Raw genomic sequence first — 16,751 nt, 5'->3', positions numbered from 1 at the left:
TTTAATGATTTACCTATTTTCACCATAGACGAATGCGGAGCATAGATTCTTTGATTTGATGCTTTATTCGGCATAGAGGTTTCTGGAAAAAGAATGAGAGAATCCTGAGTGTGAAATAACCGCATTTTAAGGATCAATTCTGGTTTTCGAGATTTCCTCTTGATAAATTCTCTGGACACTCAAACGATATGAAAAAATAAAATAATGAACCTCAGCATGAGAGTCAGGCAGGACTGCGAAGCAAAGGCATGTATCCTTGCCAGTAATTGTGTTTTTAACAACAACCTTTGAATCTGCTTGCGTGAGATGGTGAGTTTTGAGAGAATGGACGACGTTGTAAAAGCGTTTATCTGTTCTAGATAAGCCCACATATGACCCGGTCCGAGGAATGAAGGGACGAGTCTGTCTTACGGCAGGCGACACGCCCGAGTTCGGGGGTCGGTGCCCATGCGGGGTGAGGAACCCGGTTTCACCGGATTCAGTCCGTGGTGGGCGGCGCACGTGATGAATATATCGCGTTCCTTAAGCGCCATGATAAGGGGCACAAGCTCCGATACAGGGAATACATCAAGAAAGAGAGTCCGACAGATGGCGGGACAGAAAATCCGCATCCGTCTGAAGTCCTATGATCACGAGGTCATTGATTCTTCGGCACGGAAAATCGTCGAAACGGTAAAGGGTGCAGGCGCAACTGTAGTTGGCCCCGTGCCGTTGCCGACTGAGAAGAACGTATACTGCGTTATTCGTTCTCCCCATAAGTACAAGGACAGCCGCGAGCACTTCGAGATGCGTACGCACAAGCGTCTGATCGACGTTGTTGATCCGACCCCTAAGGCTGTTGATGCCCTCATGCGTCTTGACCTGCCGGCAGACGTGAACATCGAGATCAAGCTGTAGAGGATCGCATCTCATGACTAACAAATTCGAGCGCCAGGTGAAGGGTCTGCTGGGTACTAAACTTGGCATGACTCAGGTCTGGGACGAGGACGGCAAAGTTGTGCCGGTGACCGTCGTCAAGGCCGATTCTAACGTTATTACTCAGATCCGTAACCAGGAAACTGACGGCTACCACGCTGTGCAGATCGGTTTCGGTTCCATCGATTCTCGCAAGGTTACCAAGCCTCTGGCTGGTCACTTCGAGAAGGCCGGTGTTACTCCCCGTCGTCACCTCGTCGAACTGCGCACCGCAGACGCTGCTGAGTATTCCCTCGGTCAGGAATTGACCGTTGAGATGTTCGAGCCCGGTCAGAAGGTAGACGTCGTTGGCAAGACCAAGGGTAAGGGTTTCGCAGGTGTTATGAAGCGTCACGGCTTCAAGGGTGTTGGCGCATCGCACGGTCAGCACAAGAACCACCGTAAGCCCGGTTCCATTGGTGGTGCATCCTATCCCGCACGCGTGTTCAAGGGTATGCGCATGGCTGGCCGTATGGGCGCAGCTCGTCACACCACTTTGAACCTGACTATCCAGGGTGTGGACGCAGAGAACAATGTCCTGCTGATCAAGGGTGCAATCCCCGGTCCTAAGGGCGGCGTTGTTCTGGTTCGTACCGCTGTGAAGGGAGCCTAGTACATCATGGCTGTCAAAACCCTTAAGGTAGATCTGCCCGCAGAGATTTTCGACGCGCAGGCATCCGTACCCCTGCTGCACCAGGTTGTCGTTGCACAGCTTGCTGCCGCACGTCAGGGTACACATAAGACCAAGAACCGTGGTGAAGTTTCCGGTGCAGGTCGCAAGCCCTTCAAGCAGAAGGGTACCGGTAATGCACGTCAGGGCTCCATCCGCGCTCCGCATATGACCGGTGGTGGCGTGGTGCACGGTCCGACCCCGCGTAACTACGCACAGCGCACCCCCAAGAAGATGATCGCCGCAGCACTGCGTGGCGCTCTCTCTGACCGCGCTCGTCACGACCGCATCCACGTGGTGGAGAACTTCATCTCTGGTGAGACTCCCTCGACTAAGGCTGCTAAGGCTGCATTCGCAGAGCTTACCGATCGCAAGAATGTTCTGTTCGTTATCGATCGTGCAGAGGATGTGCTGGCACTGTCCGCACGTAACCTGCAGAAAGTTCACGTGCTCTACGCAGATCAGCTCAACACCTACGATGTGCTGGTTTCGGATGATGTAGTCTTCACCAAGGCGGCATACGACGCATTCGTAGCTGCTAATCAGAAGAAGGAGGGCGCTAAGTAATGAGCGTTTCCACCAAGTCTGTGTACGACGTAATTATCGCTCCTGTTGTTTCTGAAAAGAGCTATGGACAGATCGACGAAGACAAATACACTTTCGAGGTCGCTCCGGATTCAAACAAGCTTGAAATCAAGCAGGCTATCGAAACAATCTGGGACGTCAAGGTTGCTTCCATCAATACTATGAACCGTAAGGGAAAGCGGAAGCGCACCCGTTTCGGTTGGGGCTCTCGTAAGGACACCAAACGTGCCATCGTGACCCTCAAGGAAGGCCGTATCGACATCTTCGGCGGTCCGCAGGCATAAGGCTCGCGGAGACCACTTTAACGAAGGAAAGAAATATCTCACATGGGTATTCGTAAGTATAAGCCGACGACCCCGGGTCGCCGCGGTTCGAGCGTTGCTGATTTCGTTGAAATCACCCGCTCCACCCCGGAAAAGTCCCTGCTTCGTCCGCTTCACAAGACCGGCGGCCGTAACAACACCGGTCGTATCACCACTCGTCATAAGGGTGGCGGACACAAGCGTCAGTACCGTCTGATCGACTTCCGCCGTCACGATAAAGACGGTGTGAATGCACGCGTTGCGCACATCGAGTACGATCCAAACCGTACCGCACGCATCGCACTGCTGCACTACTTCGATGGTTCTAAGCGTTACATTATCGCTCCGAACAGGCTCTCTCAGGGCGACATCGTCGAGTCTGGCCCTTCAGCCGACATCAAGCCCGGCAACAACCTGCCCCTGCGCAACATCCCCGTAGGTACCGTGCTCCACTGTGTTGAGCTCCGTCCTGGTGGTGGCGCAAAGCTGGCACGTTCCGCTGGTGCTTCGGTTCAGCTGGTTGCTAAGGAAGGCAAGTACGGTCAGCTCCGTCTGCCCTCCGGCGAAATCCGTAACGTGGATGTTCGCTGCCGCGCAACCGTGGGCGAGGTTGGCAACGCAGAGCAGTCCAACATCAACTGGGGTAAGGCAGGCCGCAACCGCTGGAAGGGCATCCGTCCGACCGTTCGTGGTGTGGTTATGAACCCGGTTGACCACCCGCATGGTGGTGGTGAGGGTAAGACCTCCGGTGGTCGTCACCCGGTTAACCCCAACGGTAAGCCCGAGGGTCGTACTCGTCGTCCCAATAAGGAAAGCGACAAGCTCATCGTTCGTCGCCGTCGTACTGGCAAGAAGCGCTAAGGAGCCTGACACATGCCTCGTAGTTTGAAGAAGGGCCCTTTCGTTGATCAGCACCTCTACCTGAAGGTAGCGGCTCAGAACGAGAAGGGCACCAAGAATGTTATTAAGACTTGGTCCCGTCGCTCGATGATTATTCCCGATATGCTCGGGCACACCATCGCAGTGTACGACGGACGCAAGCACGTACCGGTATTCATTACCGAGTCGATGGTTGGGCACAAGCTCGGCGAGTTTGCACCCACCCGCACTTTCCGCAGCCATGTGAAGGACGACCGTAAGGGTAAGCGTCGCTAATCGGATAATCCGATCAGTTACGTTTCCTTTTCGGCATAAGACGAAAGAGAGATAGGCAATGGAAGCCAAGGCATCAGCGCGTTTTGTTCGCGTTACGCCTATGAAGGCCCGCCGTGTCGTCAACCTGATCCGTGGTAAGCAAGCGGAAGAGGCTCTGGCGATTCTGAAATTCGCACCCCAGGGTGCTTCAGAACCGGTATATAAAATCGTTGCTTCGGCAGTAGCAAACGCTCGCCAGAAGGCGACCCAGGAAGGTCTGCCGTTCCGCGAGGAAGAGCTGTTCATCAGCGAAGCATTCGTGAATGAAGGTCCGACCATGAAGCGCATTCAGCCCCGCGCGCAGGGTCGTGCATACCGTATCAATAAGCGCACCAGCCACATCACCGTGGTAGTTGCTACCCCGGAGAAGGAGGAGGACCGCTAAATGGGTCAGAAAATTCACCCGAACGGTTTCCGACTGGGCATTACCACCGAGCACGTCTCCAAGTGGTTCGCTGATTCCAACAAGCCCGGCGAGCGTTACGCAGACTTCGTTCGCGAAGATGTGAAGATCCGCGAGCTTTTGGCAAAGAACCTGGATCGTGCGGGCGTTGCAAAGGTTGAGATTGAGCGTACCCGTGACCGTGTGCGTGTGGATATCCACACCGCGCGTCCCGGTATCGTCATCGGCCGCCGTGGCGCTGAAGCAGACCGCATCCGTGGCGAGCTTGAGAAACTGACCGGCAAGCAGATTCAGCTGAACATTCTTGAGGTTTCTAACCCCGATCTGTCAGCTCAGCTGGTTGCTCAGAGCATTGCAGAACAGCTTGCAGCGCGTGTTGCATTCCGCCGTGCTATGAAGAAGGCAATCCAGTCCGCACAGCGTGCAGGCGCAAAGGGTATCCGTATCCAGTGCTCCGGTCGCTTGGGCGGTGCTGAAATGTCCCGTTCCGAGTTCTACCGTGAAGGTCGTGTGCCCCTGCACACCCTGCGTGCGAACATCGATTACGGTTTCTTCGAAGCCAAGACTACCTTCGGTCGTATTGGTGTGAAGGTCTGGATCTACAAGGGCGACTTGACCGACAAGGAACTGGCAGCTCAGCAGGCAGCCAACAACCGTCGCGGCAACCGCCGTGATGGTGATCGCCGCCGCTCCGGTGGCCGTGGTCCCCGTCGTGAACGCCGCAACGAGAATGCTTCGGCAAACACCGAAGCCAAGACTGCAGAGAACGGTGAGGCATAAATGCTTATTCCCCGTCGAGTAAAGTTCCGTAAGCAGCACCACCCCAAGCGTCATGGTCTCGCAAAGGGCGGCACCGAGGTTAGCTTCGGTGAATGGGGCATTCAGGCTCTTTCGCCCGCATATGTGACCAACCGTCAGATTGAGGCTGCACGTATTGCAATGACCCGTCACATCAAGCGTGGCGGTAAGGTCTGGATTAACATTTACCCGGACCGTCCGTTGACCAAGAAGCCTGCCGAAACTCGTATGGGTTCTGGTAAGGGTTCACCCGAGTGGTGGGTTGCTAATGTTAAGCCCGGTCGAGTCATGTTTGAGATCGCCGGTGTATCCGAAGAGGTGGCTCGCGAGGCACTGCGCCTGGCAATCCACAAACTCCCGATGAAGGCACGTGTTGTGCGTCGCGAAGGTGGTGAATAAGCGAGATGGCAGTTGGATCCAAGGATCTGAGCATCGATAAGCTCGCAGAGCTCTCCAACGAAGAGCTGGCTGCAAAGCTGAGCGAATCGAAGAAGGAACTCTTCAACATCCGTTTCCAGGAAGTCACCGGTCAGGCTAACGCTGGTCGTCGCCGCACCATCAAGCGTGATATCGCACGTATCTACACCGTGCTGCGTGAGCGCGAGCTCGGTATTCGTCCCGCAACCGAAGGTGAGTCCAAGTGAGTGAAGTAAAGAACGAAGAGCGCGGCTACCGTAAGTCCCGCCGCGGCTACGTTGTCTCCGACAAGATGGACAAGACCGTTGTCGTCGAGGTCGAGGATCGCGTGAAGCACGCACTCTACGGTAAGGTTATGCGCCGTAGTTCCAAGATCAAGGCACACGACGAGCAGAATGTCTGCGGTGTTGGTGACTATGTTCTGTTGGCAGAGACCCGTCCGCTATCCGCTACCAAGCGTTGGCGTGTCGTGGAGATCCTAGAGAAAGCTAAGTAAGCGCCTAGGACTCTGCTTGAGCACTATACGAGGTAGGGCCTCTTCCCCATAATTCCGTGGGGGAGAGGCCCTACCTCTATGTTCTATACGTCTCTTATATGAAAGATGTACAGATGATGAAACGAAATATGTTCACAGTACTTTATGAAAACTTTACTTTTTGAATATGGTTGAAAATCCGCTCTAGTATTGCTTACTATCGAAGGTACGCTTACTAAGTAAAACCTATATTTGACGTGGTTTCGCTGATTAGTGAGCCTCTAGGGCGTTATGCCCTCCGACACACTGCATACTGAGGAACACAGACATGACTCCTTCATCTAATCACGGCGTATCTCGACCCACGCAGAGAGCACTAGCGTCTGCTGGAACCGTATCGCTTGTGGTGGCATCGTTAAGCGCGATACCTGCATCGTTTGCTAATGAGCAACAGCCCGCTCCCCACGACAACAGTTCTGGTTGTCGTAATATTGCGATCACCGCTGATCGATACCAGGGGCTTCCGGGCGAATATCAGCTGGCATATTCCGACTACACCCGGAACCTTTATACAACATTCTCAAATGGACGTCCGCCCGTTTACACCGGTGGTGTTGGAGTGTGGACAACCTACGGCGAAATCCCAACCCTCGATGAAGTTATGCTGCCGGGAACCGTAGATTTTGTACCTAGCGGGCAGACCGAAGCGACAAGTAAGCAACTTGCTTCTCCTGACGGTATTGCGATTGATGATGCACACGGTACCATCTGGGTAACCCAGACTCGTACCAACTCGGTAACCGTGTACGATCTGTACACCAAGAAGGAACTGTGGACCAGCTACGATGCGCAGAATCCGGAAAACGGGTCTGTATCGCGTCCTCGTGAGGTTAAGGTTGATGCGAAGTCAGGGAAAGCATTCGTATCTGGTTCTGGCGGCGTTACTGTGTTTGACCTGAAGAGCCACCGGGTTATTCAGAAAATCAACTTTACGAGCTCCGACGGCTCTGCTGATACGGGTATGAATATGGAGCTGGATTCCGAAGGCGGTCGCCTCTACGTACCTTCGCTGAATTCGGGAACGTTGAAGGTTATTAATACCGAAACTCTCGCCGTCGAGCAGACTATCGAGCTGCATAAAGAAGTGGCGGACGCGCAGCTGCGTCCCTCCGACGTAACGATTGATAAGTCCTTGGGCGAAATCTATGTTTCGTCCCAGGGCGATATGGACCGCGAGACAAAAGTTTCTAAGGGGAACTCTGGTATCACGGTTTACGACTTAAAGACGGGCGAGTACAAGAAGAGCATTAATTTCGGGAAACAGACGCTGGCGATTACTGCCGACGAAGAGCATGACGTGGTTTATGCTACCGATTTTGCCACCGGAAAGATCGGCGTTATTGACGGTCGTACCGGCTCCATCACGCATGAGGTGAGCACGGGTGCAGAAGGCGGAGCTAACGACGTTCTCGTAACCCCCGAAGGCGAAGTCTACGCGGTTGTCAGAGACAAGTTTGCTGATAACGTGACGACGGGGTACACGCTGGATCCCACCACCGGTAAATTTAAAGAGGCGGCAAGCACTGAACCTAAGGGTGAGAACGGGGCAGATACTCCGATCGCGGTAAATTCCCTTGTCAAGATTACTCCGACGTTTACTGCTGTTCCAAACATTCCTCAGTGCGATCCCGTGCAGACTCAGCAGGTTGTCGCCACGACTTCAACAGCAGGTGCTGTATATCCTAGGGGCACCAGCACTGCTCCCTCACAAACCTCTAATGGCGATACCCCCGTTTTCTCGGATGTTCCTGAAGGTTCTCCCTTTTACGCCGATATTCAGTGGTTGGCGCATCAGCGGCTTTCTTTTGGGTGGGCTGATGGTACCTATCGCCCCCAGCAGCCGGTAGATCGTGGGGCTATGGCGGCGTATTTTTACCGTCTAGCGGGTTCTCCCGAGGTGGTACTTCCTGAGACCTCACCTTTTAAAGATGTCGATTCGTCGCATCCTTTCTACAAAGAGATTGTGTGGATGTCCCAGCAAGGCATTACAACCGGGTATGAGGATGGAACTTATCGTCCCAATGCATCGGTAAATCGTGGAGCGATGGCGGCTTTCTTCTTCCGTTATGCGAAGGTGACAAACTATGAGGCACCGCAGACTCCTCAGTTCAAGGACGTCGATCGTAATAATCCGTTCTACCGCGAGATTTCCTGGTTTAAGGACCAGCGCATCACGACTGGCTGGGGTGACGGCACTTTTCGTCCGAACGAGCCTATTCAGCGTGCTGCGATGGCGGCTTTCATCCACCGATTCGCTGTCAAATAAATAAGAGGCGACACAAGCGAGTACGCGGTTACCGAGGCGGTGCTTACCCCATGTTCGTGGGGTAAGCACCGCCTTGTTACTGTTATTTGGAGTATTCGAGGTAAATCCATTGCTCAGGTGAACGTGGGCATGAGAGAGCCACGATCTTGAGTGAGTACCGCTGCTATTTGCCTAAATAGTAGAGAATAACGCCGCGACCTTCGACGGTGACGGCGTTATTTGACAGTTAAAAGCGGTTCGGCTCCTGCAGACGGACTAGCAAGGAATATGGGACCCAAGAAATCTGTCTGATAAGAGCCGAACCTGTAAAATGACGCAAGCGTCTTAACCATTATGATGCAAAATGTTAGATTTTGCATCATGTTCACGAATAAAAGAGAAAAAATCTTGTTAATTCATGAAGTTATCTATCTTTATATCCGTAATGTGTCTAATATGCAGGTACACGAGTCTTAAGTGTCATAAGCCAGTTTCATCCAGGAAGTACAGAGCTTCGGGCGTTTTATAGAGTATGTTGCGTTATGGTGCTGGTAGGAACTTATTTAAGGGGCAATGTTCGCTTCGACGTGGGACATGCTAAGCGGCAGAGCATATGATGGGTAGAAATTTCCGAGCCCCTCATGCGGAAGACAGTGACATGGTTCAAATCTTGAGCCTCACAATTTGTAAAGCTCATGAGAATCTTGAGCAGCATCAAGTTGGGGCCAATCCTAAAACTCATAAGCTTTTTTGTTAGCGGAAGTTTCAAACATGCTCGCACGCGTGGGAATGCCGTTGCGACAACCGCCCGCGTTAACCCGAATACCTTGGTATCGAGACGCTTGCAAAATGACCGGCTGTACTGGAAGAGTATCTTCAAACGGCAGGGCAGTACTACCTCCAAAGCCCATATGGTTCGGTACTCGATAACCGCGACAGTAATGTTTGGGTGGGCGGCGCAAACACTGTCGGTGATGGTATACGCGCAGGATAATTTTTCACCAGTATAGAACTCTGTCCGAGTTGCAGAACCTGAAGGGTCTGACAGTGATACTCTCGCTGCGACGGTTGCGGTAACCCGCAAGATGGTGCCATTTAGCGCATACTCCCGCACTGTCTTCTAAGAACCTGAGAATGTGTGCATTGAAGCCCGGTATGATGCGCTATGCCTCACGATAAATCCTTTGAAATATCAGGAAAATTCCGGTAAAGTTTTAAGACTGTGTGGCTATACCCAGATATAGTCTCATAACCACGGGTTTCTCGTGCCAGTGCATAATGCCGCTATAACGGGTGGATACGCCCGCTTACGCGGGTCCAAATGCTCCTGGCATGGGTTACCCCAGGCGTTTCCGCTAACCCGTGCATCCTTATGATGCTGTGGGCCCGGGGCGTCAATCGATCCCGTAAAAATGTTCCGCAAGGCTGGCTCGCGCCTGAAGGCGAGTCGGAACCGGCGAGACGACAGGAGAAATATGATTCAGCAGGAGTCGCGACTGAAGGTCGCCGATAACACTGGTGCGAAGGAAATCCTGACCATCCGTGTGCTTGGTGGTTCCTCGCGTCGCTACGCAGGCATCGGCGATATTATCGTCGCAACCGTCAAGGATGCAATTCCTGGCGGCACTGTTAAAAAGGGTGACGTTGTGAAAGCAGTCGTCGTCCGTACCAAGAAGGCAACCCGTCGCGCAGACGGATCCTACATCAAGTTCGACGAGAACTCAGCAGTTATTCTGAAGAACACTGATGGTGATCCCCGTGGTACCCGTATCTTTGGTCCCGTTGGTCGTGAACTTCGCGATAAGAAGTTCATGAAGATTGTTTCGCTGGCTCCGGAGGTGCTCTAACTTATGGCTAAGATCAAGTCCGGCGACCTGGTTCAGGTTATTTCCGGTGCAGACAAGGGTAAGCAGGGCAAAGTTCTGAAGGTTATCCCCAAGGAAAACCGCGTGATTGTTGAGGGCGTTAAGGTCGTCACCAAGCACACCAAGGCAAACCCCGTAACCGGCGCAGCAGGCGGTATTCAGAAGGTGGAGGCACCGATTCACGTTTCGAACGTGGCAATCGTTGATCCTGAGACCGAGAAGCCGACCCGTGTTGGTTTCCGCGAAGAGACTGTAGAGCGTAATGGCAAGCAGCGTACCGTTCGCGTGCGCGTTGCTAAGCGTTCGGGGAAGGATATCTAATGAGCGAGACCAAGATTACCCCCCGCTTTAAGACCAAGTACGCTGAGGTTGTCGTTCCCGCGCTGCAGGAAGAGTTCAAATACCAGAACGTCATGCAGACCCCGAAGTTCGTTAAGGTCGTCGTAAATATGGGTGTTGGCGAGGCAGCTCGCGATGCAAAGCTCATGGACGGCGCTATCCGCGATCTCACCGCTATTACCGGTCAGAAGCCGGTTGTAACCCGTGCCAAGAAATCCATCGCACAGTTCAAACTGCGTGAAGGCATGCCAATCGGCGCACACGTTACCCTGCGTGGCGACCGCATGTGGGAGTTCCTGGACCGCCTGGTTACCCTGGCTCTGCCCCGTATCCGCGATTTCCGCGGTCTTTCCGATCGCCAGTTCGACGGTAATGGCAACTACACCTTCGGCCTCACCGAGCAGTCCATGTTCCACGAAATCGATCAGGATTCGATCGACCGCGTGCGTGGTATGGACATCACCGTGGTGACCAGCGCCAAGACCGACGATGAAGGCCGTGCCATGCTGAAGGCACTGGGCTTCCCGTTCAAGACCAACTAACGACTACGTTGCAGGTCCAGAGTCTGTTACCGCAGATTAGGGAAACCACAACGAGGAAGGGCTACAGCCCAAAATGACTATGACTGATCCGGTCGCAGATATGCTGACCCGTTTGCGCAACGCAAACTCCGCATACCACGACACCGTATCTATGCCCTACTCGAAGCTCAAGGCTCGCATCGCCGAGATCCTGAAGGCTGAGGGCTACATTGCCGATGTTAAGGAAGAGGAAGCAAAGGTTGGCAAGACCCTGACCCTCGTTCTTAAGTACGGTCCGTCCCGCGAGCGTTCCATCGCTGGCGTGCGTCGTATTTCCAAGCCGGGCCTGCGTACCTACGCAAAGTCCACGAACCTGCCTCGGGTTCTGGGTGGTCTCGGTACCGCTATTCTGTCCACCTCCTCGGGCCTGCTCACTGATAAGCAGGCTGCGAAGAAGGGTGTGGGCGGCGAAGTTCTCGCCTACATCTGGTAGTCGGTTAGAAGAGAAAGGAAGAGAAGAATGTCACGTATTGGACGTCTCCCCATCTCGGTTCCAGCCGGCGTTGAGGTAAAGGTCGATGGCAACCTGGTGACCGTTAAAGGTTCCAAGGGTGAGCTGAGCCACCAGGTGGCTTCCCCCATTACTGTTGCTCTAAACGACAATGAAATCGCGGTATCGCGCCCGAACGACGAGCGTGTTTCTCGCTCTCTGCATGGTCTGACTCGTACCCTGATTCAGAACATGATTATCGGTGTGACCAACGGCTACGAGAAGAAGCTGGAAATTGTTGGTACCGGTTACCGTGTGACCGCGAAGGGTAACGACCTGGAATTCGCTCTAGGTTACTCCCACCCGATTAGCGTCTCTGCACCCGAAGGTGTTTCCTTCGCCGTGGAAGGCGCTAACAAGCTGACCATTTCGGGTATCGATAAGCAGCTCGTCGGTCAGGTTGCAGCAAACATTCGTGGTCTGCGTAAGCCCGATCCCTATAAGGGCAAGGGTGTTCGCTACGCAGGTGAGCACATCCGCCGCAAGGTCGGAAAGGCTGGTAAGTAAACATGGCTATCAAGTCGAAGGCATCGCAGCGTGCACGCCGTCACGCTCGCATCCGCAAGTATGTTTCGGGTACCGCTGCGCGTCCGCGCCTGTGCGTCACCCGTTCGAGCCGTCACATGTTCGTTCAGGTTATCGACGATGTCAAGGGCGTAACCCTGGCATCCGCCTCCACTATGGAAGCAGAGCTTCGTGCCGCAACCGATCTGGACAAGACCGCTAAAGCAAAGCGCGTTGGTGAGCTTGTAGCAGAGCGCGCTAAGGCAGCCGGTATTGAAACTGTCGTGTTTGACCGCGGCGGCAATAAATACCACGGTCGTGTTGCAGCAGTTGCTGATGGCGCACGTGAAGGAGGTCTGGCACTCTAATGAGCGAACAGAACGTAAAGGAAACTCAGGTGAGCGAAGCAGTAGCAGCTGAAACCGCTGAGACTTCCAAGCAGCGCGAAGAGCGCCGCAACAACCGCGGCGAGCGTCGCGGTCGCGGTGATCGTAAGAACCGCGCACGCGAGGAGGAAAAAGATAAGTACATCGAGCGCGTGGTAACCATCAACCGTGTGTCCAAGGTCGTCAAGGGCGGTCGTCGCTTCAGCTTCACCGCTCTGGTCGTTGTTGGTGACGGTAATGGCATGGTCGGCGTTGGCTACGGCAAGGCTAAGGAAGTTCCAGCAGCTATTGCCAAGGGTGTTGAGGAAGCTAAGAAGAACTTCTTCCGTGTGCCCCGCATCGAGAACCGCACTATTCCCCACCGCGTACAGGGTGAGGAAGCAGCAGGCGTTGTGATGCTCCGCCCGGCAACCGCTGGTACCGGTGTGATCGCTGGTGGTCCGGTGCGTGCAGTGCTCGAAGCAGCAGGTATCCATGATGTGCTGTCGAAGTCTCTCGGTTCCTCGAACCAGATCAACATTGTTCACGCAACCGTTGCAGCACTCAAGCAACTGGAAGAGCCTCTGGCAGTTGCAGCCCGTCGTGGTCTGCCCAACGATGAGGTTATCCCCAGCTACCTGCGCAACACCAAGTCCGATAAGGCAGGTGCGTAATGGCTAAGCGTATTCAGCCCAGCGACGCAAAGCTGGAAATTACCCAGGTTAAATCCTATGTTGGTCAGAAGCAGAACATGCGCGACACCCTACGTTCCCTCGGCCTTAAGCGCCCGGGCAACAAGGTAGTGCGCACTGCCGACCCCGTCACCGTTGGCATGGTTAACACCGTTGCTCACCTGGTGAAGGTTGAGGAGGTCAAGTAAGATGGCAGACGCTATCAAGATTCACGATCTGCGCCCGGCACCGGGTGCCCACAAGGCAAAGACCCGCGTAGGCCGCGGTGAAGGCTCAAAGGGTAAGACCGCAGGTCGCGGTACCAAGGGTACCAAGGCTCGTTACCAGGTTCGTCCCGGCTTCGAGGGCGGTCAGCTTCCGCTGCACATGCGCCTGCCGAAGCTGCGCGGATTCAAGAACCCGTTCCGTACCGAGTACCAGGTTGTTAACCTGAAGCGCATTCAGGAACTGTTCCCCGAAGGTGGCGAGGTCACCGTCGAGAACCTGGTTGCTAAGGGTGCCGTTCGTAAGAACGAGCTTGTGAAGGTTCTGGGCGACGGCGACATCACCGTTAAGGTGAACGTTGTGGTTGATAAGGCTTCTGCATCCGCAATCTCTAAGATTGAGGCGGCAGGCGGTTCTGTAACCGTTAAGTAGTCTTCAGACTCACTAGATGGCTCCCGCACTTGAGGCGGGGGCCATCTTCTTTGAACAGCAAAAGTCTGCATTAAAGCTTTTATGATGTATTTAACGTCTCAGAAATTCTAGAAAATTCATCTTAAATAACGCTCACAGAATACAAAATACACATATCTCGCGCCGTGGTTATCGACAACACCGGTGAACAGGCTAGACTGGAAGGTATGTGTTTAGCGTGTTCCTAACATCTGTGTTAGCGAATACATACCCCAAGATTTTCAGGAGGACATGTGCTTAGCGCGTTCGGGCGAGTCATTAAGACCGCCGACCTGCGACGTAAGCTGCTGTTTACCCTAGGCATGATTGTGCTGTACCGTATGGGCACCTTCATTCCCGCCCCCGGTATTTCCTACGGCACGGTTCAGCAGTGTCTTAACGCCAACCAAACTCACGGTGGCGCCTACGACATCATCAACCTGTTCAGCGGTGGTGCACTCCTACAGCTTTCTATCTTCGCGCTGGGCGTGATGCCCTACATTACGGCAAGCATTATTATTCAGCTGTTGCGCGTGGTCATTCCTCGTTTCCAAGAGCTACACGATGAAGGGGCTCAGGGACAGGCCAAACTCACTCAATATACCCGTTATCTCACTATCGCTCTTGCGCTTCTCAACGCGACCACGATTGTGTCTATGGCACGCTCTGGCGTGCTTCTGGGGAACTGCCCCGGTATTATCCCGCAAGACGATGTGCTGCACATCCTGGTTATTATCATTACTCTGTGTGCCGGTACCGGCGTCATCATGTGGATGGGCGAGCAGATTACTGAGCGCGGCGTAGGCAATGGCATGTCTTTGCTTATTTTCACCTCAATTGCTTCCTCGTTCCCGAATGCTCTGGGCTCCATCCTGGAACAGCAGGGTCCGTTCGTCTTCTGGTCCGTATGCCTTGTGGGCCTTGCCGTGATGCTTGCGGTGGTCTACGTGGAGCAGTCTGTACGCCGCGTTCCCGTGCAATACGCTAAACGCATGATTGGTCGCCGTACTATTGGCGGTACCAGCACCTATATTCCGCTCAAGGTCAATATGGCGGGCGTTATTCCCATCATCTTCGCCTCCTCACTGCTGACTTTGCCTGGTATTATCGCGCAGTTCAATACCCCACAAGGTGGCGCAGCACCCCCCGAATGGGTGAACTGGGTAAATACCTACCTTACGAGGGGCGATCATCCGCTGTATATCGCTCTGTACTTCCTGCTGATTCTTGGATTCACGTATTTCTATGTTGCGGTGACTTTCGATCCGGTCGAGGTTGCAGACAATATGAAGAAATATGGCGGCTTTATTCCGGGTGTTCGCGCGGGTAAGCCTACTGAACGTTACCTCAGCTATGTGCTAACCCGCATTACACTGCCGGGTTCGCTTTACCTCGCTGTGGTTTCCATGATTCCGCTTGTTGCGTTGGTTCTCTTCAACGCAAACCAGAACTTCCCGTTCGGCGGTGCATCGCTGCTGATCGTGGTGGGTGTTGGTCTTGATACTCTCAAGCAGGTCAGCGCCCAGCTTCAACAACGAAACTATGAAGGATTGCTTCGATGAACCGTCTTCTGATCATAGGCCCTCCCGGTGCCGGTAAAGGCACTCAGGCCGTCAAGATCGCTGAGGAGCTGAAGATTCCCGCGATTTCGACCGGCGATATTTTCCGGAAGAACATTAAGGAAGAGACCGAGCTCGGTAAGGAAGCGAAGTCGTATATTGACTCCGGCAACCTCGTGCCCGATTCCGTTACGAACAATATGGTGCGTGCTCGTCTCGACGAAGCCGATGCGGCACACGGTTTCCTCCTCGACGGATACCCCCGCAACATCGCTCAGGTTCACGAGCTTGATGCTATCCTTGCGGATAAAAACCAGCAGATTGATCGTGTACTTTTGCTCGTTGCAGATAATGACGAGCTTGTTGCCCGACTGCTCAACCGAGCTGCCGAGCAGGGGCGCACCGACGATAATGAAGAGGTCATTCGCCATCGCTTGAAGGTGTACGAAGAAGAGACCGCACCGCTGATCGCGAAGTATCGTGAACGCGGTATCGTCAAAGAGGTTGATGGTCTAGGTGAGATTGCCGACGTGACCGAACGTATTCTTAAAGCCCTATCTTAGGGCTATACATTATAAACTGCGCCTCCGTCATCGTGCGGGGGCGCAGTTGCATGAACGTATGCCGCAGCGATACTGATACGGCAATACTCTTATGGAGTCAGGGCGAGAAGGAATCTTCTATGGCACGTGTAGAGGTCAAAACTAATACCGAATTACACCACATGTCGCGCGCAGGCATTATAACCAGCCGTGCGTTGGATGCGGCAGTTGCGGCTGCAAAGCCCGGAGTAAGTACCGCAGAGCTCAATAAAGTTTTCGAGCGCAGTCTAGAAGAACAGGGCGGAATCTCGAACTTTTATGGTTATTATGACTACCCTGCAAGTATCTGCACCTCTGTGAATCATGAGGTGGTACATGGCATACCCGGTGACTATATCCTTCAAGACGGCGATATTATCTCTATCGATGGAGGCGCCTATATTATTGACCCGGCTACTAAGAAGCAGTGGCACGGCGATTCTGCACGAACTGTATTGGTTGGAAATACTTCACAGGCCCGCCGAGACCTATCCGATATAACCCGGGAAGCCCTCTGGCACGGTATCGCCGCCTTGTCGCACGCAAAGAAAATCGGCGAGGTTGGGATTGCGATCGAAGAATTCGTGCGCAGCGAAACCGGGGATACATACGGTATCATCGAAGACTATGTAGGCCACGGTATCGGTACCTACATGCATATGGCGCCCGACGTGCTGAACTACGCCGCTCGTGACCTCGGCCCAAAAATTAAACCTGGCATGGCATTCGCAATCGAACCCATGCTTGTAACGGGGAATACCGATACCACCGTACTTGAGGATGACTGGACAGTCATTACAACCGATGGATCGGATGCCTGCCAATGGGAGCACTCGGTTGCCGTGCATCGAGATGGCCTGTGGGTTCTAACCGCAGAAGATGGGGGAGCCTCTGAACTGGCACGCTTCGGCATTATCCCCGTACCGATTCCTAAGTAGCATCTGCCCGCTTTGGGGCGTGCATCCTTGACAAGCATCATAACCACAGGCTGAGCATCTATAACGCCCGAAGGAAAACT

Annotated in this window: 24 protein-coding genes; all 24 read left to right on the top strand. The window is 53.7% G+C overall.

Annotation, left to right across the window (positions count from 1 at the left end; genetic code table 11):
• Positions 1 to 588 precede the first annotated feature (588 nt).
• The 24 genes from rpsJ to map all read left to right on the top strand — a co-directional run bounded on the left by rpsJ (position 589) and on the right by map (position 16,671).
• Positions 589 to 897 carry a 30S ribosomal protein S10 gene (gene rpsJ, locus HMPREF3016_RS04725; RefSeq protein ID WP_004005287.1) on the top strand — a complete coding sequence of 103 codons (309 nt, stop codon included), beginning with the start codon at positions 589 to 591 and terminating at the stop codon, positions 895 to 897.
• A gap of 13 nt (positions 898 to 910) precedes the next feature.
• The gene (gene rplC / locus HMPREF3016_RS04720; RefSeq protein WP_004005286.1) at positions 911 to 1,567 is read left to right on the top strand and encodes a 50S ribosomal protein L3; all 657 of its coding nucleotides are present in this window, start codon (positions 911 to 913) and stop codon (positions 1,565 to 1,567) included.
• 6 nt (positions 1,568 to 1,573) lie between these two features.
• Positions 1,574 to 2,191 (top strand): 50S ribosomal protein L4, encoded by a 618-nt coding sequence (gene rplD / locus HMPREF3016_RS04715; RefSeq protein WP_004005285.1) that lies wholly within the window; start codon positions 1,574 to 1,576, stop codon positions 2,189 to 2,191.
• Entirely contained in the window at positions 2,191 to 2,493 is a 303-nt protein-coding gene (gene rplW, locus HMPREF3016_RS04710) for a 50S ribosomal protein L23 (protein WP_004005284.1), read from the top strand. The genes rplD and rplW overlap by 1 nt, the downstream gene beginning before the upstream one ends.
• 42 nt (positions 2,494 to 2,535) lie before the next feature.
• Positions 2,536 to 3,372, top strand: coding sequence for a 50S ribosomal protein L2 (gene rplB, locus HMPREF3016_RS04705; RefSeq protein WP_004005283.1), 837 nt, complete (start codon positions 2,536 to 2,538; stop codon positions 3,370 to 3,372).
• A 12-nt stretch (positions 3,373 to 3,384) separates the two neighbouring features.
• Positions 3,385 to 3,666, top strand: coding sequence for a 30S ribosomal protein S19 (rpsS, locus tag HMPREF3016_RS04700; protein WP_004005282.1), 282 nt, complete (start codon positions 3,385 to 3,387; stop codon positions 3,664 to 3,666).
• A 58-nt stretch (positions 3,667 to 3,724) separates the two neighbouring features.
• Positions 3,725 to 4,090: a 50S ribosomal protein L22 gene (rplV, locus tag HMPREF3016_RS04695; RefSeq protein ID WP_004005281.1), complete on the top strand. Its 366-nt coding sequence runs from the start codon at positions 3,725 to 3,727 to the stop codon at positions 4,088 to 4,090.
• The gene (gene rpsC / locus HMPREF3016_RS04690) at positions 4,091 to 4,888 is read left to right on the top strand and encodes a 30S ribosomal protein S3 (RefSeq protein WP_004005280.1); all 798 of its coding nucleotides are present in this window, start codon (positions 4,091 to 4,093) and stop codon (positions 4,886 to 4,888) included.
• Positions 4,889 to 5,305, top strand: a complete 417-nt coding sequence (gene rplP, locus HMPREF3016_RS04685; protein WP_004005279.1) for a 50S ribosomal protein L16 — start codon at positions 4,889 to 4,891, stop codon at positions 5,303 to 5,305. It begins immediately after the preceding gene.
• 5 nt (positions 5,306 to 5,310) lie between these two features.
• Positions 5,311 to 5,550, top strand: a complete 240-nt coding sequence (rpmC, locus tag HMPREF3016_RS04680; RefSeq protein ID WP_013397613.1) for a 50S ribosomal protein L29 — start codon at positions 5,311 to 5,313, stop codon at positions 5,548 to 5,550.
• Entirely contained in the window at positions 5,547 to 5,819 is a 273-nt protein-coding gene (gene rpsQ / locus HMPREF3016_RS04675; protein WP_004005278.1) for a 30S ribosomal protein S17, read from the top strand. The genes rpmC and rpsQ overlap by 4 nt, the downstream gene beginning before the upstream one ends.
• Before the next feature lie 307 nt (positions 5,820 to 6,126).
• Positions 6,127 to 8,124, top strand: coding sequence for an S-layer homology domain-containing protein (locus HMPREF3016_RS04670; RefSeq protein WP_048751163.1), 1,998 nt, complete (start codon positions 6,127 to 6,129; stop codon positions 8,122 to 8,124).
• A gap of 1,454 nt (positions 8,125 to 9,578) precedes the next feature.
• Complete coding sequence (gene rplN / locus HMPREF3016_RS04665; RefSeq protein WP_004005276.1) at positions 9,579 to 9,950, top strand: 50S ribosomal protein L14; 372 nt, start codon at positions 9,579 to 9,581, stop codon at positions 9,948 to 9,950.
• 3 nt (positions 9,951 to 9,953) lie between these two features.
• Entirely contained in the window at positions 9,954 to 10,289 is a 336-nt protein-coding gene (gene rplX, locus HMPREF3016_RS04660; RefSeq protein WP_004005275.1) for a 50S ribosomal protein L24, read from the top strand.
• The gene (gene rplE / locus HMPREF3016_RS04655; protein ID WP_004005274.1) at positions 10,289 to 10,849 is read left to right on the top strand and encodes a 50S ribosomal protein L5; all 561 of its coding nucleotides are present in this window, start codon (positions 10,289 to 10,291) and stop codon (positions 10,847 to 10,849) included. Before rplX ends, rplE begins: the two co-directional genes overlap by 1 nt.
• Positions 10,850 to 10,922: 73 nt before the next feature.
• Positions 10,923 to 11,321: a 30S ribosomal protein S8 gene (rpsH, locus tag HMPREF3016_RS04650; protein WP_004005273.1), complete on the top strand. Its 399-nt coding sequence runs from the start codon at positions 10,923 to 10,925 to the stop codon at positions 11,319 to 11,321.
• A 27-nt stretch (positions 11,322 to 11,348) separates the two neighbouring features.
• Entirely contained in the window at positions 11,349 to 11,885 is a 537-nt protein-coding gene (rplF, locus tag HMPREF3016_RS04645) for a 50S ribosomal protein L6 (RefSeq protein ID WP_004005272.1), read from the top strand.
• Positions 11,886 to 11,887: 2 nt separating this feature from the next.
• The gene (gene rplR / locus HMPREF3016_RS04640) at positions 11,888 to 12,250 is read left to right on the top strand and encodes a 50S ribosomal protein L18 (RefSeq protein WP_004005271.1); all 363 of its coding nucleotides are present in this window, start codon (positions 11,888 to 11,890) and stop codon (positions 12,248 to 12,250) included.
• A gap of 29 nt (positions 12,251 to 12,279) precedes the next feature.
• The gene (gene rpsE, locus HMPREF3016_RS04635; protein WP_172461391.1) at positions 12,280 to 12,921 is read left to right on the top strand and encodes a 30S ribosomal protein S5; all 642 of its coding nucleotides are present in this window, start codon (positions 12,280 to 12,282) and stop codon (positions 12,919 to 12,921) included.
• The gene (gene rpmD, locus HMPREF3016_RS04630; protein ID WP_004005265.1) at positions 12,921 to 13,127 is read left to right on the top strand and encodes a 50S ribosomal protein L30; all 207 of its coding nucleotides are present in this window, start codon (positions 12,921 to 12,923) and stop codon (positions 13,125 to 13,127) included. The genes rpsE and rpmD overlap by 1 nt, the downstream gene beginning before the upstream one ends.
• Before the next feature lies 1 nt (position 13,128).
• Positions 13,129 to 13,575 (top strand): 50S ribosomal protein L15, encoded by a 447-nt coding sequence (gene rplO, locus HMPREF3016_RS04625; protein ID WP_048751165.1) that lies wholly within the window; start codon positions 13,129 to 13,131, stop codon positions 13,573 to 13,575.
• A gap of 272 nt (positions 13,576 to 13,847) precedes the next feature.
• The gene (gene secY / locus HMPREF3016_RS04620) at positions 13,848 to 15,155 is read left to right on the top strand and encodes a preprotein translocase subunit SecY (protein WP_013397608.1); all 1,308 of its coding nucleotides are present in this window, start codon (positions 13,848 to 13,850) and stop codon (positions 15,153 to 15,155) included.
• Positions 15,152 to 15,715: an adenylate kinase gene (locus HMPREF3016_RS04615; protein ID WP_048754761.1), complete on the top strand. Its 564-nt coding sequence runs from the start codon at positions 15,152 to 15,154 to the stop codon at positions 15,713 to 15,715. Before secY ends, HMPREF3016_RS04615 begins: the two co-directional genes overlap by 4 nt.
• Before the next feature lie 119 nt (positions 15,716 to 15,834).
• Entirely contained in the window at positions 15,835 to 16,671 is an 837-nt protein-coding gene (map, locus tag HMPREF3016_RS04610) for a type I methionyl aminopeptidase (protein ID WP_070627475.1), read from the top strand.
• Positions 16,672 to 16,751 lie beyond the last annotated feature (80 nt).

This window comes from Rothia sp. HMSC065D02 (assembly GCF_001815285.1).
Classification (GTDB): domain Bacteria; phylum Actinomycetota; class Actinomycetes; order Actinomycetales; family Micrococcaceae; genus Rothia; species Rothia dentocariosa.
Note: the sequence above shows the minus strand (reverse complement) of the source record. Positions and strands in the feature narration are given on the sequence as shown.

Excerpts from the sequence above, each read along its gene's own strand:
- rpsJ (WP_004005287.1), top strand. The coding sequence starts at position 589 with ATGGCGGGACAGAAAATCCGCATCCGTCTGAAGTCCTATGATCACGAG.
- rplC (WP_004005286.1), top strand. The coding sequence starts at position 911 with ATGACTAACAAATTCGAGCGCCAGGTGAAGGGTCTGCTGGGTACTAAA.
- rplD (WP_004005285.1), top strand. The coding sequence starts at position 1,574 with ATGGCTGTCAAAACCCTTAAGGTAGATCTGCCCGCAGAGATTTTCGAC.
- rplW (WP_004005284.1), top strand. The coding sequence starts at position 2,191 with ATGAGCGTTTCCACCAAGTCTGTGTACGACGTAATTATCGCTCCTGTT.
- rplB (WP_004005283.1), top strand. The coding sequence starts at position 2,536 with ATGGGTATTCGTAAGTATAAGCCGACGACCCCGGGTCGCCGCGGTTCG.
- rpsS (WP_004005282.1), top strand. The coding sequence starts at position 3,385 with ATGCCTCGTAGTTTGAAGAAGGGCCCTTTCGTTGATCAGCACCTCTAC.
- rplV (WP_004005281.1), top strand. The coding sequence starts at position 3,725 with ATGGAAGCCAAGGCATCAGCGCGTTTTGTTCGCGTTACGCCTATGAAG.
- rpsC (WP_004005280.1), top strand. The coding sequence starts at position 4,091 with ATGGGTCAGAAAATTCACCCGAACGGTTTCCGACTGGGCATTACCACC.
- rplP (WP_004005279.1), top strand. The coding sequence starts at position 4,889 with ATGCTTATTCCCCGTCGAGTAAAGTTCCGTAAGCAGCACCACCCCAAG.
- rpmC (WP_013397613.1), top strand. The coding sequence starts at position 5,311 with ATGGCAGTTGGATCCAAGGATCTGAGCATCGATAAGCTCGCAGAGCTC.
- HMPREF3016_RS04670 (WP_048751163.1), top strand. The coding sequence starts at position 6,127 with ATGACTCCTTCATCTAATCACGGCGTATCTCGACCCACGCAGAGAGCA.
- rplN (WP_004005276.1), top strand. The coding sequence starts at position 9,579 with ATGATTCAGCAGGAGTCGCGACTGAAGGTCGCCGATAACACTGGTGCG.
- rplX (WP_004005275.1), top strand. The coding sequence starts at position 9,954 with ATGGCTAAGATCAAGTCCGGCGACCTGGTTCAGGTTATTTCCGGTGCA.
- rplE (WP_004005274.1), top strand. The coding sequence starts at position 10,289 with ATGAGCGAGACCAAGATTACCCCCCGCTTTAAGACCAAGTACGCTGAG.
- rpsH (WP_004005273.1), top strand. The coding sequence starts at position 10,923 with ATGACTATGACTGATCCGGTCGCAGATATGCTGACCCGTTTGCGCAAC.
- rplF (WP_004005272.1), top strand. The coding sequence starts at position 11,349 with ATGTCACGTATTGGACGTCTCCCCATCTCGGTTCCAGCCGGCGTTGAG.
- rplR (WP_004005271.1), top strand. The coding sequence starts at position 11,888 with ATGGCTATCAAGTCGAAGGCATCGCAGCGTGCACGCCGTCACGCTCGC.
- rpmD (WP_004005265.1), top strand. The coding sequence starts at position 12,921 with ATGGCTAAGCGTATTCAGCCCAGCGACGCAAAGCTGGAAATTACCCAG.
- rplO (WP_048751165.1), top strand. The coding sequence starts at position 13,129 with ATGGCAGACGCTATCAAGATTCACGATCTGCGCCCGGCACCGGGTGCC.
- HMPREF3016_RS04615 (WP_048754761.1), top strand. The coding sequence starts at position 15,152 with ATGAACCGTCTTCTGATCATAGGCCCTCCCGGTGCCGGTAAAGGCACT.
- map (WP_070627475.1), top strand. The coding sequence starts at position 15,835 with ATGGCACGTGTAGAGGTCAAAACTAATACCGAATTACACCACATGTCG.